Source organism: Paenibacillus algorifonticola (assembly GCF_000971975.1).
Lineage (GTDB): Bacteria > Bacillota > Bacilli > Paenibacillales > Paenibacillaceae > Pristimantibacillus > Pristimantibacillus algorifonticola.
Map to the genome: position 1 here is coordinate 1 of NZ_LAQO01000047.1, position 14,825 is coordinate 14,825.

The 14,825-nt window shown below is 51.4% G+C and carries 10 protein-coding genes; 9 read left to right on the top strand and 1 reads right to left on the bottom strand.

All coding sequences use genetic code 11. From position 1 onward, the window contains the following. Positions 1-256: 256 nt before the first annotated feature. From WH37_RS29650 to WH37_RS37180, 4 genes are all read left to right on the top strand, one after another. Complete coding sequence (locus tag WH37_RS29650) at positions 257-580, top strand: transposase (protein WP_052737294.1); 324 nt, start codon at positions 257-259, stop codon at positions 578-580. A 29-nt stretch (positions 581-609) separates the two neighbouring features. Further along, on the top strand, positions 610-1,206 hold the full coding sequence (locus WH37_RS35090; protein ID WP_082111066.1) for an IS3 family transposase: 597 nt from the start codon (positions 610-612) through the stop codon (positions 1,204-1,206). Positions 1,207-1,241: 35 nt separating this feature from the next. Continuing rightward, complete coding sequence (locus tag WH37_RS37590) at positions 1,242-1,496, top strand: integrase core domain-containing protein (protein WP_177218090.1); 255 nt, start codon at positions 1,242-1,244, stop codon at positions 1,494-1,496. Positions 1,497-2,033: 537 nt separating this feature from the next. Further along, positions 2,034-6,635 carry a rhamnogalacturonan lyase family protein gene (locus WH37_RS37180; protein WP_063838052.1) on the top strand — a complete coding sequence of 1,534 codons (4,602 nt, stop codon included), beginning with the start codon at positions 2,034-2,036 and terminating at the stop codon, positions 6,633-6,635. A gap of 355 nt (positions 6,636-6,990) precedes the next feature. Here WH37_RS37180 and WH37_RS29665 read toward each other — a convergent pair whose 3' ends face one another. Further along, the gene (locus WH37_RS29665; protein WP_046234268.1) at positions 6,991-7,686 is read right to left on the bottom strand and encodes a uracil-DNA glycosylase; all 696 of its coding nucleotides are present in this window, start codon (positions 7,684-7,686) and stop codon (positions 6,991-6,993) included. Positions 7,687-7,892: 206 nt separating this feature from the next. Here WH37_RS29665 and WH37_RS29670 point away from each other — a divergent pair, with 206 nt between their 5' ends. The 5 genes from WH37_RS29670 (at position 7,893) to WH37_RS29690 (ending at position 14,697) form a co-directional block, all read left to right on the top strand. After that, entirely contained in the window at positions 7,893-9,242 is a 1,350-nt protein-coding gene (locus WH37_RS29670) for an ABC transporter substrate-binding protein (protein ID WP_046234269.1), read from the top strand. A gap of 197 nt (positions 9,243-9,439) precedes the next feature. Beyond that, on the top strand, positions 9,440-10,384 hold the full coding sequence (locus WH37_RS29675; RefSeq protein WP_082111068.1) for a carbohydrate ABC transporter permease: 945 nt from the start codon (positions 9,440-9,442) through the stop codon (positions 10,382-10,384). Positions 10,385-10,387: 3 nt separating this feature from the next. Then, on the top strand, positions 10,388-11,230 hold the full coding sequence (locus WH37_RS29680) for a carbohydrate ABC transporter permease (RefSeq protein WP_046234270.1): 843 nt from the start codon (positions 10,388-10,390) through the stop codon (positions 11,228-11,230). A 39-nt stretch (positions 11,231-11,269) separates the two neighbouring features. Beyond that, complete coding sequence (locus WH37_RS29685; RefSeq protein ID WP_046234271.1) at positions 11,270-13,081, top strand: cache domain-containing sensor histidine kinase; 1,812 nt, start codon at positions 11,270-11,272, stop codon at positions 13,079-13,081. Next, positions 13,078-14,697 carry a response regulator gene (locus WH37_RS29690; protein WP_046234272.1) on the top strand — a complete coding sequence of 540 codons (1,620 nt, stop codon included), beginning with the start codon at positions 13,078-13,080 and terminating at the stop codon, positions 14,695-14,697. Before WH37_RS29685 ends, WH37_RS29690 begins: the two co-directional genes overlap by 4 nt. Positions 14,698-14,825 lie beyond the last annotated feature (128 nt).

Genomic DNA, 14,825 nt, shown 5'->3' on the forward strand with positions numbered 1-14,825 from the left:
TTCTTTTTCGTTACGTCTATTATTAGGCGTTCCTTAATGCTGTGTCCACTTTTTATTCTAGCTACAGGAGATCCGCTATTGCCTTCATAATCCCTTCAAAATGACGATTGGCAGCGCATTAGCGGCTCCTGAGTCCGCAGCCTGTGCCAAAACCCGTGATTCGGTTGAAATAGCGGCTGCTGTCTCTTTAGCCCCCTAATCCACTTGGACACTTTTAACCCCTTCAGCTACACTATAAGAAGTGGAGGAAGTATCCATGAAAAGACGATTTCGGTGCCCCGTGCAAACGAAGAAGGAGTTTGTCGTGGAGGTGCTGTCGGGGTACCGGATAGAGGCGGTAGCCCGGCAGCATGGCCTCTCCCCCAAGACACTCGGAAATTGGGTTCGCCAATATCAGGATGAGGTGGATGACCTTATGGAAAAAAAGCAAAAAGAGGCCAAGCAAGTCCAGCAGGATGCGGCGCAGTTTCAGGACCTCCAGAAGAAATACGAGGACGCCGTTAAGCTGTTGGGTGAAAAAGAACTGGAGATCCATGTCCTGCGAGACCTGGTTAAAAAAAAGTATCCCGACTGGAAGTAGCAAGCCATTGGATTGGACAAGGCTACCCCGTGCGTACCGTGCTGCGAATCTGCGGGGTTCCCCGTTCTACCTACTATTACCGTCTCCAGCATCCAGAGCCTCAGCGGCCTGCTGGTAAAGGCCGTCCGGTACCTGGATTTTCATACGACAAGACAGGAACGCAGGTGAAAGATGTCCGCATTCAAACGTGGCTGCGGCGCTTGGTACAGGGACCCAATGGTGCTTTTGGTTACCGGAAGCTCACCGTCCTTTTGCAGCGGAAACATGGTCTTCTCATTAACAAAAAGAAGGTGTATCGGCTCTGTAAATCCCTGAACCTGCTGGCTCCAAAGCGGGAGAAAACGAGCGTGGTCCCTCGAAAGATCGCAAACAACCGCGTGGTCACCGGAGCCAACCAGCTTTGGCAGATGGATATCAAATACGGATACGTAGCTGGCCAGCGCAGACACTTTTTTCTGGCTAGTATTATTGATGTGTTTGACCGGAATATTGTCGCGTACCACCGGGGTTCTACCTGTCGCACGCCAGAAATCCTGCGGACCGTACAGAAGGCGATAGAAGCCCGCAAGGTGGGGCAAAGGGATACCCCGCTGATCTTCGCACGGACAATGGCCCTCAATTCATAAGTAAAGCCTTCTATGCGTACTGTGAGCAGGCGGGGGTGGAACACGAGCGGATCCCGCCACGGACCCCGAACAAAAATGCTTTTATTGAGTCGTTCCATAGTATTTTGGAACGGGAATGCTACCAGCGCAACTGTTTTGAAAGTAAAGAGGAAGCCTTTGCCGAAGTGGACCGTTTCGTTCGGTATTACAATAATGATCGTATTCACGGCAGTCTATATGACTGGCCTCCAAAGGAATATCTGCGCAGGGTACAGACAGGAGCGCTATCTCCTAAGACCCTTGCGCTTTAGTGCGATTTTGCAAGAATGAATGGGGTAGTGTCCAATTTTAAGGGGTTAAACCGCTGTGTCCACCAAGTTATGTCCACCAAGTCTATCTTTGTATCTTCGTCTTTGTGTCTTCGTGCAGGGAGCAAACCCCTGAAACGAAGAGTATGAAGCTGCCTTTCGGTACGTATGTTCAGATTCAGAAGTTGTGACAACTGGTAGTAGAGGGAATACGTTTGACGCTGGCCTCTATCGGGATCTGGCTTGCTTACGTTTGCATACACGCCCTAGAACGGGGTTGGAACGGGTACAATGCAGATAAAAACTCATATACATTTGGATAAAATGTCTAGTTTTTAATCAAACAGCTCTGTTTTTTGGCGTGGTTTATTTCGGAAAATTCCCTATAATTGGAGAAGTATTCTCCAGAGCAGCAAGGGTGCCTCATGTATTTTAGCATGCTTGCCTATTTTGGAAAGCGCTTTATTTCTGCGGGGGAGAGGATGGACCTTCAGGAGAAAGACGGGATACAAACCTAATTTCAGGGAGGTAATAACGGTAATGCGAATGCGCAAGAAGGGGAAAGGAACCGCAGCGATGTCGAAGTTCCTGTCATGTCTTTTAGCACTCACTCTCTTAGTCCCAGCCTTTTCTATGCCTGCAGCGGCAGCTGATTCGGTGCTTGTATCCGATGATTTCAGCAGCTATGCGCTTGGCGATCTGACAATTGGAAGCGGTAACACTTGGACGAAGGAAGGCGCTGCGCCAGCTTTTAAAGTCAAGCAGGATTCCGTTACAGGTTCTACTTATGGAGCGATTACGAATGAATCGACTGGCTCCTCTTATATTGGCCAACGTTTTGCCGGAGAAAGCGGCGGCTTAATCGTTGAGTTTGATGTCAATCTGCCAACGAATAAAGGAGGCGCGCTATGGGTCATGGATGGCAAGGTGAATGCTACAAATGCCGCCGCTGCCCGCTACCAGCTGGATGCTGGCGTCATCAAGCAGCATAACGCAGCTGTGGATAAGCAGCTTGCTTATGATGTGACGCATTGGTACCGTTTCAAAATGGTATTTAATGTGCCAAGCAAGCAATATAATGTAAGCGTTACCGATTTGACGACGAACCAAACGGTAAACTGGCCGTCCGCTTTTTACAGCAATCGGGAACGGATCAGCAGCTTTGGCTTCTTTGTTAACCCGAATGGCGGCCAAATCAATGTGACGAATGTGCGTGTAACCGCGCTTGATGTGAAGCTGGCTGGCCTGGTGCTTGGCTCAGGCGAATTTGCACCATCGCTGAATCCGCCCTTTGATCCAGGCGTGTACGATTATACGGTAGAGCTGCCGTATTCGGCTACTTCGGTGGATGTAACACCAACAGCAAGCAACGCTGGATTTGTTAGCCTTAAATTGGATGCCGATGCGATTGCAAGCGGACAGAAAAGCACGGTTCCATTGACGGGCGACGAGACGGAGTTTGGCATTTCGGTAACCTCGTCGGCTTACACGGACATTAGCCGTTCGTACAAGGTGAAAGTCAATAAGCTGGAAAAGTCGCCTAATGTGAAGTATGTCGTCAGTGAAGCGTATGATAAAACGGTCAAAATCGGCTGGGAACAGCCTCAGGACCCTGCTTTTAAGGAAACGCGCGTTTATTTGAAAAATGAAGACGCTTCCTTGACACTGGTCGATACGGTGCCGGCAGGCAAATATATCTCGACCATCGCAGCGCTTGCCAATGGCACGACGTATTCATTCGTAGTCAAAGGCGCATATGAATATGCGGGAGAAGCGGTTAGCGAAGCAAGCGGCGTAGAAATTAGCGAAACGCCAATCAAACTCGCTCCCCGTCAAATGGAAGCGCTTGATCGCGGCCTCGTTGCTGTGAAGGAAGCGGACCACGTATATGTGGGCTGGCGCCTGCTGGGCACCGATGCAGAGGATATTTCATTCAACCTGTACCGTGACGGCGTAAAGCTGAACAGCACGCCAATTACGAACAGCACCAACTATGCGGATGCGGGCGGCAGCAGCAGCTCAACGTATTATGTGCGGGCCATCACAGGTGGAGTGGAGCAGCCGCAATCGGAAACGGTTGACGTGTGGGATACGAACTACTTGAATATTCCGCTTGAGAAGCCGGAAGGCGGCGTAACCCCAGATAGCGTAGCTTATACGTATTCGGCGAATGACGCTTCCGTTGGCGATTTGGACGGTGACGGGCAATACGAAATTATAATGAGCTGGATGCCGAGCAATGCGAAAGACAATTCGCAGGCTGGCTACACAGGCAATGTGTATGTTGATGCTTACAAGCTCGACGGCACACGCCTGTGGCGAATGGATTTAGGAAAAAATATGCGCGCAGGCGCCCATTATCTCGATATTATGGTCTACGATTTGGATGGAGACGGCAAAGCCGAGGTGACGTTCCGCACGGCGGATGGCACGATTGACGGAAGCGGCGTCGTCATTGGCGATGCCAATGCGGATCACCGCAACGCCAGCGGATATATTTTGACCGGACCGGAGTTCCATACGGTGTTTGAAGGCGCGACAGGCAAAGCGCTGGCAACAGATGCTTATGAGCCGGAGCGGGGCAATGTTGCGGATTGGGGCGATGCCTACGGCAATCGGGTTGACCGTTTCCTTGCGGCGATTGCTTATCTCGATGGCGAGCGTCCGAGCATCGTGATGCAGCGTGGTTATTACACGCGGATGGTGCTTGTTGCTTACAACTATCGCGATGGCGAGCTGACGAAGGTGTGGACGTTCGATTCCAAGACGCCAGGCAATGAAGATTATTACGGTCAAGGCAATCATCAGCTAAGCGTTGCTGATGTGGATAATGATGGCCGGGATGAAATTATTACAGGTGCGGCAGCTATTGACGATAATGGAGACGGGCTGTGGAGCTCCAAGCTCGGCCATGGCGATGCGATGCATTTAAGCAATCTTAACCCGGATCGTCTGGGACTGGAATTGTTTGCGGTGCAAGAGGATACCGCCGTTAAATATTCCTACGACATGAAGGATGCGCGTACAGGCCGTGTATTATGGGGACAGCTGCAGCTCGGCATAGATGCTGGACGCGGTTTGTCAGCAGATATTGATCCAACACATAAAGGCGCGGAATCATGGGCAATCGACGGCGCGTGGAACAGTACGACGGGTGGTCTGTTTAATGCGAAGGGGGAGAAGCTGTCCTCCAACATCCCAACGTCCAACTTTGCCATTTGGTGGGATGGCGATCTCAGCCGCGAGCTGCTTGATCATAATTGGCTCGGCGATCCTCGCGTAGGCGTTCCAAAAATCGACAAGTGGGATTATGAAAACGAAGCACTCGTCAATTTGGAAACATTCACAGGCACATATTCCATTAATGATACGAAAGGCAATCCGAACTTGCAGGCCGATCTACTTGGAGACTGGCGCGAAGAGGTGGTGCTGCGGACGGAAGACAGCAGCGCGCTGCGCATTTATACAACGACAGCTGTAACCGAGCATCGGATTCATACGCTTATGCATGATCCCGTATACAGACTTGGAATCGCATGGCAAAATACGGGCTACAATCAGCCGCCACATACGAGCTTCTATTTGGGTACAGATATGGAGATGCCAGAACGGCCGAATATTCGTACCAATGCCATTGCAGCGACGAGCCTTAGCATTTCCGCTCCTTCGCAAGTGGTGACGGCAGGGCAGCAATTGCAGCTTAGCCCGGTATTTTTGCCAGGCGGAGCGACGAACAAAGCGGTAACGTGGGCTGTTGCAAATGAAGATGGCTCAGCAACAACGCTTGCTTCGATTAATGCGAATGGCTTGCTGTCGGCAGTGGCGGCAGGCAAGGTGAAGGTTACAGCGACTGCAAGTGACGGCTCAGGGGTAAGCGGCGAGCTCGTCGTGACGATTGCAGCAGCAGGAGCTGTGAACCCTGGAACGGGCTCTGGCTCTGGATCAAGCGGAACGGGCACAACGACTCCGCAGCAGCCAACTCCGGCTCCGGCAAATGTTGTGCTTAAGCCTGTCGTAACGGTAGACGCTGGCGGCAAAGCATCGGCAGAAGTGACTGCGGCTGAATTGACTAAAGGGCTGGACGATGCAGCAGGCCAAAATCTTGCGATCACCGCTGTGCCAACTGGTGGAGCAAGCTCCGTTCAAGTAACGCTTCCAGCACAGGCAATGAAAGCGGCTTCCGGCAAACAGGTCAGCCAAGTAGAAGTGAATCTAGGGCTAGCGAGCATAACGCTGGATACGGCTTGGCTTTCCGGGCAAATTGAAGCAGGTGCAGGGAAGCTGGAAATATCCGCCGCTGAGGCTGATATAAGCGATCTTTCCTCCGAGGCAAAGGCTCAGCTGGGGAATGCTAAAGTTTTTGACTTGACGTTGACGATCGATGGCAAAGCGATTTCTTCTTTTGTAGGCCGTGTTAAAGTTGCATTGGACTACAGCCTGCAAGCAGGAGAGAGCCCGAATAAAGTGGTCGTCTATTACATCGATGCTAATGGCGATATGCAAATTGTGAAAAATGGCAAATATGATGCGGCGGCAGGCCACGTCACCTTTAAACCGGAGCATTTCAGCAAATATGCAGCAGCCTACGTCAACATTCAATTTAATGATATTGACCGTGTAGCATGGGCGAAGGACAGCATTGAATCGCTCGCTGCCAGAGGCATTATTGATGGTATGGGCAATCAGGCCTTTAAGCCGGATCAGCAAGTAACGCGTGCCCAGTTCCTGAAAATGCTGCTGCAAACGTTCGATTTGGAGCAGGCGGATGCAGCAAGCACGTTTAGCGATGTGCAGCCAGGCAGCTGGTATTACAGCTCGGTCGCAACTGCGCAGGCGCTAGGCATTATTGAAGGAAAAGCTAACGGTACGTTTGGCTTTAATGATGAAATTACGCGCGAGGATATGGCCGTTATGGCCCATCGCGTTATTCAGAAACTTGAGCTGAAGCTGAATGTACAAGGCCAGCCAAGTGATTTCAAAGACAGCTCGGCGATTTCCAGCTATGCCAAGCAGGCAGTAGATGCGATGCAAAGCGCTGGCATCATTAAAGGAACAGGCAATGGCAGCTTCGAGCCGAAGAGCCATGCAACGAGAGCACAGGCGGCGGTTGTCATTAACCAGCTGCTTGGGGCGAATAATTAAGCAGACTGCGAACAGGGAACAGGATGCGGGCTGTATAAGAGGAGAGGAGGCGGCGTAGCATTACGCAGCCTTTTCTCTTTATTTTCAAACTAGCTTAAATCGTGTGAAGGAAAGGGGATGGGGAGATGAACGTAGGCTGCGGAACCCAGCTGTTGCTGGTATTGGTAATTTGCGCTGCGCTGCTGATTTTGCTGTCTATATGAAGTGAAGGCGGCAGTGATTATTCATGCTAAGCAGGAATAGTAGGATGAACGCAAGCAGGCGCTCCATCTGGCTTTACGGCCGGACGAGCGCCTGCTTTGTGTTTTTTTTGGACTTGTTGTTGCTGCCGTTGTTCGTTGTGCTGGCGAAATGGTTAACGCTCCAGCTGCTCCGCCGTCATAGGCAGCTGCCAGTTAATTTCTTCGCTGCCGATGCTGCGAAGGAAGGCGTTGGCCCGGGAAAAGGGCTTGCTCCCGAAAAATCCACGATCTGCTGAATAAGGGCTTGGATGGGGAGAAGCAATCAGGTGATGCCGGGAGCGGTCAATACGGGATGCCTTATCCTGAGCATGCTTGCCCCAGAGTATAAATACGATGGGCTGCTCCCGCTCGTTCAGCGCCTCAATGATCCGGTCGGTAAATCGCTCCCAGCCCATGCCTTGATGCGAGCCCGCGCTGCCCGCTCTTACGGTAAGCACGGCATTCAGCAGCAGTACGCCCTGCTTTGCCCAAGAGGCAAGATAGCCGTGGGCAGGAGGCGTGCAGCCGAGATCATGCGCCAGCTCCTGATAAATATTTTGCAGCGATGGGGGAATGCGCACGCCGGGCTGGACGGAAAAGCTAAGGCCATGCGCCTGGTTAGCACCATGATAAGGGTCCTGTCCCAAAATGACGACCCGCGTATTTTCAAAAGATGTATAGTGAAGGGCGTTATAAATATGATGCATATTGGGATAAACGGTAGTGGTACGGTATTGCTGGGCGAGATGAGAGCGCATTTCCTGGTAATAAGGCTCCTCCAGCTCGGCGTTCAGCAGCTCCGCCCAATCATTATGAAAAATAGTCGCCAAGGTAAAATCCTCCTTTTTTGCGTATGATTCTTATTCTAGCATAAAAAAATAGGTGCATAAAAAATAGCCATTTTGTAGGGTGCCCGGGAAAGGGGCATTACCTTTTTGATGATTTAGATTACCATAGTTAATTCTTTGTTGCGGAAAAATCGTCTACAATAGGTTTTGTAAGCACTTACAAAAAGAATGGTTACAGGAGGTCAAGCATGATTAAAAACAAGTTTGGTATCGTAATGGTCCTCTCCCTGTCGCTAATCTTTGGGGGATGCTCAGCACAAGGAAGCAAGGAGCAGCCGGGGGCTGGGGCAAGCACGGATAACGGAAGCGGAAGTAGCGACAGCAACTCGCAAAAGGTCGAGCTGAGAATAACCTGGTGGGGCTCGCAAACCCGTCATGATCTGACTATTAAAGCGCTTGAGCTGTTCCAGCAAAAGCATCCTGACATTGTTATTAAACCAGAATATTCCGGATGGGACGGCTATTTCGACAAGCTGTCCACCCAGGTGGCTGGAGCGAACGCGCCTGACCTCATTCAAATGGATTACGCCTTCCTGACGGACTATGCGAACCGCGATGCGCTGCTTGATCTAGATACGTATACACAAAGTGGCGACCTGAAAATCGACAAGCATGATCCAAGCATGATCACAGCGGGTACGGTAAATGACAAGCTCTACGCCATTACGCTCGGCGTGAATGCCCCAGGCGTCGTATACAGCTCGAAGGTTTTCAAGGAGCTGAATATCGCTGACCCGGATACGAGCTGGACGTGGGAGGATTTTGCCAAAATCGCACAGCAAATTAAAGATGCGAAAGGCGACGGTTATGTCGGGGCAGCTGACAATTCCGGCACCTTTAATATTTTTCAAATTATGGTTCGCCAGAGCGGACGCGCTTTGTTTGAAGATGGACAGCTCGGTGCGACGAAGGAGGATTTCTCAAACTGGTTCCAGTTATGGAACGATTTACGCGCGGGCGGGGCTATTACTTCACCGGAAGCAACGGCAACAATGACGACTGCTTTGGAGACGCGGCCACTGGCACTTGGCACGGGGGCTATGGATTTTACATGGTCGAACCAGCTGATCGCGTTCCAGAAGGCGATGAAGGATTCGGATGATTTATTGAAAATTCAAGTATTGCCGCATTTGAAGGGCGAGGTAAAAAGCGGTGAATACTTGAAGCCAGGACAGTTTATGTCCGGCTACTCCAAGACCCAGCACCCGAAAGAGGTAGCTATGGTTATCGACTTCCTTGTGAATGACCCAGAAGCGACGGCTATTCTTGGCTCGGAGCGCGGCGTACCTGTCAACTCGGATATTCGGGCGCAGATGGCGTCCACGCTGTCGGAAACCGACCAAATGATTTTTAACTTCGTCGATACGGTTGCAAAAGATAAAAGCGACATTGACCCACCCTATCCGCAAGGCTTCTCAGAAGTGGATAAAAACTTTAGAACGCTCAGCGAGCAAATTGCATTCGGTCAGGGCGAGCTCAGCGGCAACATCGATGAGTTTATGACCAGCTCCAATTCGGTGCTCAGCAAAGCTAAATAACAAGTAAACGAATCGTAATGCGCAAAATAGCAGCAGCCAAGGAGGCCGTCCGCAAAAGAGGCGGCTTTCCTTGGATATACAAACCCTTATAGGTGCCATGCCGATAATCGGCGTATATTTCACCGCGAAACGTATGTTTGCCGCCGAAGGATGGCGATAGCCGTTTACGCTTGAAGCAAGGAAAGAGGGGAAACGCGATGACAGCATCATCGATGACGAAGCCGCAAAAACGCAGCAAACGCGCCAAAAAATCGGCAGCCAGCCCAAATAACCGCGCCGCCTTATTTTTTCTCGCGCCATGGCTGATCGGCCTGATTTGCCTGACGCTCGGCCCGGTGCTGGCGTCGCTATATTTTTCACTAACGGATTACAGCATTCTGGCAAGCCCCAATTGGGTGGGACTCAGCAATTATACGGAAATGCTTACGGCCGATAAGCTGTTTGGAACGTCGCTCAAGGTTACCTTCACATATGTATTCGCATCGGTGCCGCTTAAGCTGATTTTCGCGCTCGGCGTTGCGCTGCTGCTTAACAAAGGAATCAAAGGTTTGGGCATTTACCGGACCATCTATTATATCCCGTCCTTGCTGGGGGGCAGCATTGCGATCTCCATGTTATGGCGGAAAATGCTTGGCGGCGACGGCCTGGTGAACCAGGTGCTGCTGAAAGTAGGCATTCACGCGCCAGACTGGGTGGCGAATCCGAAATATGCGCTTTATTCCATCGTGCTGCTGTCGGTGTGGCAGTTCGGCTCCTCGATGATTATTTTTTTATCAGGGCTGAAGCAAATTCCCAGCGATTATTATGAGGCTTCATCGGTCGATGGAGCGGGCAAAATCCGCCAGTTTTGGAGCATTACGCTGCCAATTTTGACGCCGGTTATTTTCTTCAATTTGGTGATGCAAATTATTACGTCTTTTCAATCGTTCACACAGGCATTCGTCATCAGCAACGGCTCCGGCGGCCCGCTGAATTCAACGCTCATGTATTCGCTCTATTTGTATAAAAAAGGCTTCGCCTTTTTCCAAATGGGCTACGCTTCGGCGATGGCTTGGGTGCTGCTGCTCATTATTGGCTGCTTCACCTTCATTATATTTCGCTCCAGCAGAGGCTGGGTGCATTATGAGGACGGGGGAAAATAAACGATGGCAGAGACGCTGCGCAAAACGGTATGGCTCAAGCATTTGGCGATTATGCTGATCGCCTTCGTCATGTTATATCCGGTATTATGGATGGTCGGGAGCTCGTTTAAGCCGAATAATGTTATTTTCACGGAAATCGGCATTTGGCCGCAGCAGTGGGAATGGAGCAATTATTTAGCGGGCTGGAGCGGCATTCAGGGCAATCCGTTCTCGCGTTTTCTCAGCAACTCGATGATCGTCTCGATCGGGGCGGTTCTTGGGAACGTCCTGTCCTGCTCGATGGCGGCCTATGCCTTCGCGCGCCTCAGCTTCCGCTTCAAGGCGGCCGCTTTTGGTCTGATGCTGCTGACGATTATGCTGCCGCATCATGTGACGCTTATCCCGCAATATATTTTGTTCAATCAGCTCGGCTGGGTCAATAGCTTTCTGCCGCTGATTGCGCCAAAATGGCTCGCTACCGACGGCTTCTTTATTTTCCTGACGGTGCAATTTATTCGTGGTTTGCCGAAGGAGCTGGATGAAGCGGCGACGATTGACGGCTGCGGTCTCATTCAAATTTACTGGCGCATTGTGCTGCCGCTCGCGGTACCGGCGCTCATTACGACGACCATTTTCACCTTCCTCTGGACGTGGGATGACTTTTTCAGCCAATTGATTTATTTGAGCGATGTGACGAAGTTCACGGTTCCGCTCGGTCTGAGGCTGTTCCTAGATTCCAGCTCGCAATCCGACTGGGGCCCCATGTTTGCGATGTCGGTGCTGTCGCTGCTGCCTTGCTTTATCATTTTCATCCTCTGCCAAAAATACTTTGTTGAAGGTATTGCGACCTCCGGCATTAAAGGGTAAGCTTCACTTACTCCAAACGGTCAGGGTGATGACATTACGATGCGTACGATAGATTTTTCTTTACGGCAATCCATATTGCGGAGAAGCAAGCTGTCCACTTTGATGGTCGCTTGCTTTGTGCTGTTAAACCTGTTGTTTTTGCTGGCGATTATTTGGCTGTCCTACCGCTCCTTCTCGAATGTGACCTTTAGCGAAATCAGCAAGGCGCGGCTTGCGCTGCTCAATGAAAGCACGAATCGCGGCTTCGATTTCATGACCGATATGACGAATACGGCGTATTCCGTCGTGAGCAATAAGGATGTGAAGGAAATGCTGGAGGCTGGAGCTATATCCAAATACGATATGCTCGTCAAACGGCGGGCCATCTCAGATTTGCTGCATCATACGCTGGTCGTCAATTCCGGCATCAGCTCAATTGAAATTTACAGCGATAAATTCAATGGCGTTCCGTATAGCTCAACCGATTTAGTGTTTCCCGTCAGTAAAATCGCCGATCAAAAGTGGTTTTCCTCGTTGGAGAAGGCGGATGCCATTTGGATTCCAGAAGAAGAAAACGCTTCCTCGAAGTCATTGATTGGGTATGCCCAGCATATGTTCGACAGCAAAGGGCGGACGATGGGCTATCTGGTCATCAGCATGTCGCAGCAGGATGTATTGCGCAATTTTGCCGATGTGCCGATGGTGCTGGAGGGGCAGGTGCTCGTCGTGGATACGGCGGGCAACATTATTGTGAAGGTAAACGACTCGCAGGTGGAGGGCAAGGAGGTCATTTTAGATGCCGAATGGCTCAATGACCGCTCGAAAACGTTCAGTGACGGATATGAGCTGCTGCGCAGGGACGATCAATCGTATTTGGTCGTTTTCTCCAAGCCAAGCTCAGTGCAGTGGCGGCTGGTACAGACGATTCCAACCAGAACGCTGCTGGCGACTACCTATAAGGCGGGCTGGTATGTGCTCGGCATCGGAATATTAAGCTTATTGCTTTCTGCTGTTTTGACCTATTGGTTTGTGAAAAGCATCATCAAGCCGCTGCGCCGATTGATGGCGGAGATGAAGCGGCTGGAGCGCGGCGACTTCCAGGCGAAAGCGACAAGCGCCTTCACCGAGGAATATGTACAGCTTTCCTACAGCTTCAACCATATGGTGTCGCGCCTGAAAGAGTCGATGGACCATGTGAAGACGGAGAGCAAGGCGAAGCGCGATGCGCAGACGAGCTTGCTGGAGGCGCAGATTAAGCCGCATTTTCTATATAATACGCTCGATATGATCCACTGGCGGGCGCTCGATTATAAAGCTGAGGATATCAGCTTTATGATTACGCAGCTTGGCAAGCTGCTGCGCATTGGCCTGAGCGGAGGCAAGCTGTTCATCCGCGTGCGCGATGAGCTGGAGCACGCCCGCTGCTATCTCAGCATTCAGAAGGAGCGGATGACGTTTCCCATCACTTATACCGAGCAGGTAATGGACCCACAAATGCGCGGCTATTATATTCCAAAAATTATTTTGCAGCCGCTTATCGAAAACGCGGTCATTCATGGCAGTCCTGCGGACAACACGTCGGAGCTGGCATTGGCACTAGATATCCGTGAGCAGCATGTGCCGGGTCAAGCGCCTTATTTGGAAATTAGCCTGACCGACAACGGACGGGGCTTGCCGGAAGATTGGCAGATGGACAAGGCGACAGGCATCGGCATTCGCAATGTGCATACTCGCTTGCAGCTTTATTGCGGGCCATTGTATGGCTTGCAGCTCGCAAATAGCGAGCAGGGAGGCGTGAAGGTGACAGTGAAGCTGCCGATTATTGAAACGGAAGCCCAATTAAAACGGTTGCTGGACGGTGAAAAAGGATGAAATCTGTGCTTCTTGTAGACGATGAGCCGCATATTATTGCGGCGCTGACGCGGCATGTGGGCTGGGAGAAGCTGGGACTGCGCATTGCAGGAACAGCTGCGAATGGCATGCAGGCGCTGGCGAGCTACCGCGAGCTTAAACCGGATCTCGTCATTACCGATGTGAATATGCCGCAGATGAACGGGCTTGAACTTGTCGAAGCGCTGCGGCAGGAGGATGCGGGCTTGCCGATCGTTATTTTGAGCGGCTTCGATGAGTTTGAGAATGCGCGGCAGGCGATGCGCTGGGGCGTCCATCATTTTTTGTTGAAGCCGGCTGCTGTAGCAGAAATTGAAGGCGTGCTCGCTGAAATTATGGGTGAGCTGGATTTGCAGGCGGAGAAGCTGCGGCTGGAGGAGCATTACAAGCTGGAGCTTGACCGGCTGCTGCCGTATTTGCGCGAGCGATTGTTCACTGAGCTGCTAACGACGCGCTATCAGCCGCATGAGCTGCATGAGGAGCGGCTTGCTTACTTGAACATTCCATCGCCAAAGCAGGTGGCGGCGGTGAGCTTGCAGTTGACGCGCCCCGCACTTCTTACAAAGCTGAAGGAGCGAGACTGGCAGCTGCTCAAATTTGGTGCGAACAATATCATTCGCGAAATGCTGGCGGGCAAAGTGGGCGGCTCGCAAATCCACGGCTACGCAATTGATTATTCCGACCGGCTGTTCGTGCTCGTCCTGCTGTCGGAGCAGGCGCAGGAGGGCGAGCTGTACCGGGCATGCGAGGAGCTTGCCTACAGCGTGACGGAGAAAATAACAGCGCTGCTCAAGCTGGAGGCTACCGCGGGCATCGGTTCGGTACGCAGCAGCCTGCATGAGCTGATCGATTCGTATTTGGAAAGCCGCGTGGCGCTGGAGGCGGCGGAATTTCAAGGGACGAGCCAGGTGTATCCTTATTCGGAATGGGCACAGCTGGATACGACCTATGACCAATATGCGCCGCTGCTCAAGCAGTGGAACGAGGCGCTGTCAGATAAGGATTTGGAGCGGGCGGGCCAGCAGTGGGAAGCCATATACAATCAGCTGCAAAAGGAAGCGAGCGGCTCGCTCACTGATATTCAGACGATTTGCGTCGGCTTGTTCAGCTCGCTGACTTTTTTCTGGAATGAGGCGTTCGCCCAGCATCAGCCGCCGCGTACGCTGTCGCAATTTTTGCAGGGCATCCAGCAGCATTTGACGCTGGGCGACTTGGCCCGATGGATGAATGAGCTGGTAGGGGAGTGGCTGCAAAGCGCGGCGCAGGAAATTTCCGGCCGGAAAAGCAACCGGCTTGTCGATAGCGTGAAGCAGTATGTAGCGGCGAATTTCAGCCAGGAAATCAGCTTTGCGGCTATTGCCAAGGAGCTGTTCGTACATCCCAAATATTTAAGCCAGTTGTTCAAGCGGGTAACGGGGCAAAACTTTGTGCATTATTTGAATGATTACCGCATTCATAAAGCAATCGACTATTTGCAGTCGGGCCATCATATGGTGTACGAGGTGAGCGAGATGGTTGGCTTTAATAATCCGACCTATTTCAGCCAAGTGTTCAAAATGAGCACGGGCAAAAGCCCTTCGGATTATTTTCGGATGTGAGGGGATAGGATATGTAAAACGTATCAAACGTAGAAAGAAAGTCCCACATGGATCATGTGGGACTTTTCAATATAGAAGTGAAACAGACAGGCCTTCCAAGGATGGCAACAGTGTTTACACTTGATATT

Coding starts and splice junctions, on each gene's coding strand:
- WH37_RS29670 (WP_046234269.1), top strand. CDS start 7,893: ATGATTAAAAACAAGTTTGGTATCGTAATGGTCCTCTCCCTGTCGCTA.
- WH37_RS29680 (WP_046234270.1), top strand. CDS start 10,388: ATGGCAGAGACGCTGCGCAAAACGGTATGGCTCAAGCATTTGGCGATT.
- WH37_RS29675 (WP_082111068.1), top strand. CDS start 9,440: ATGACAGCATCATCGATGACGAAGCCGCAAAAACGCAGCAAACGCGCC.
- WH37_RS29690 (WP_046234272.1), top strand. CDS start 13,078: ATGAAATCTGTGCTTCTTGTAGACGATGAGCCGCATATTATTGCGGCG.
- WH37_RS37180 (WP_063838052.1), top strand. CDS start 2,034: ATGCGAATGCGCAAGAAGGGGAAAGGAACCGCAGCGATGTCGAAGTTC.
- WH37_RS29685 (WP_046234271.1), top strand. CDS start 11,270: ATGCGTACGATAGATTTTTCTTTACGGCAATCCATATTGCGGAGAAGC.
- WH37_RS29650 (WP_052737294.1), top strand. CDS start 257: ATGAAAAGACGATTTCGGTGCCCCGTGCAAACGAAGAAGGAGTTTGTC.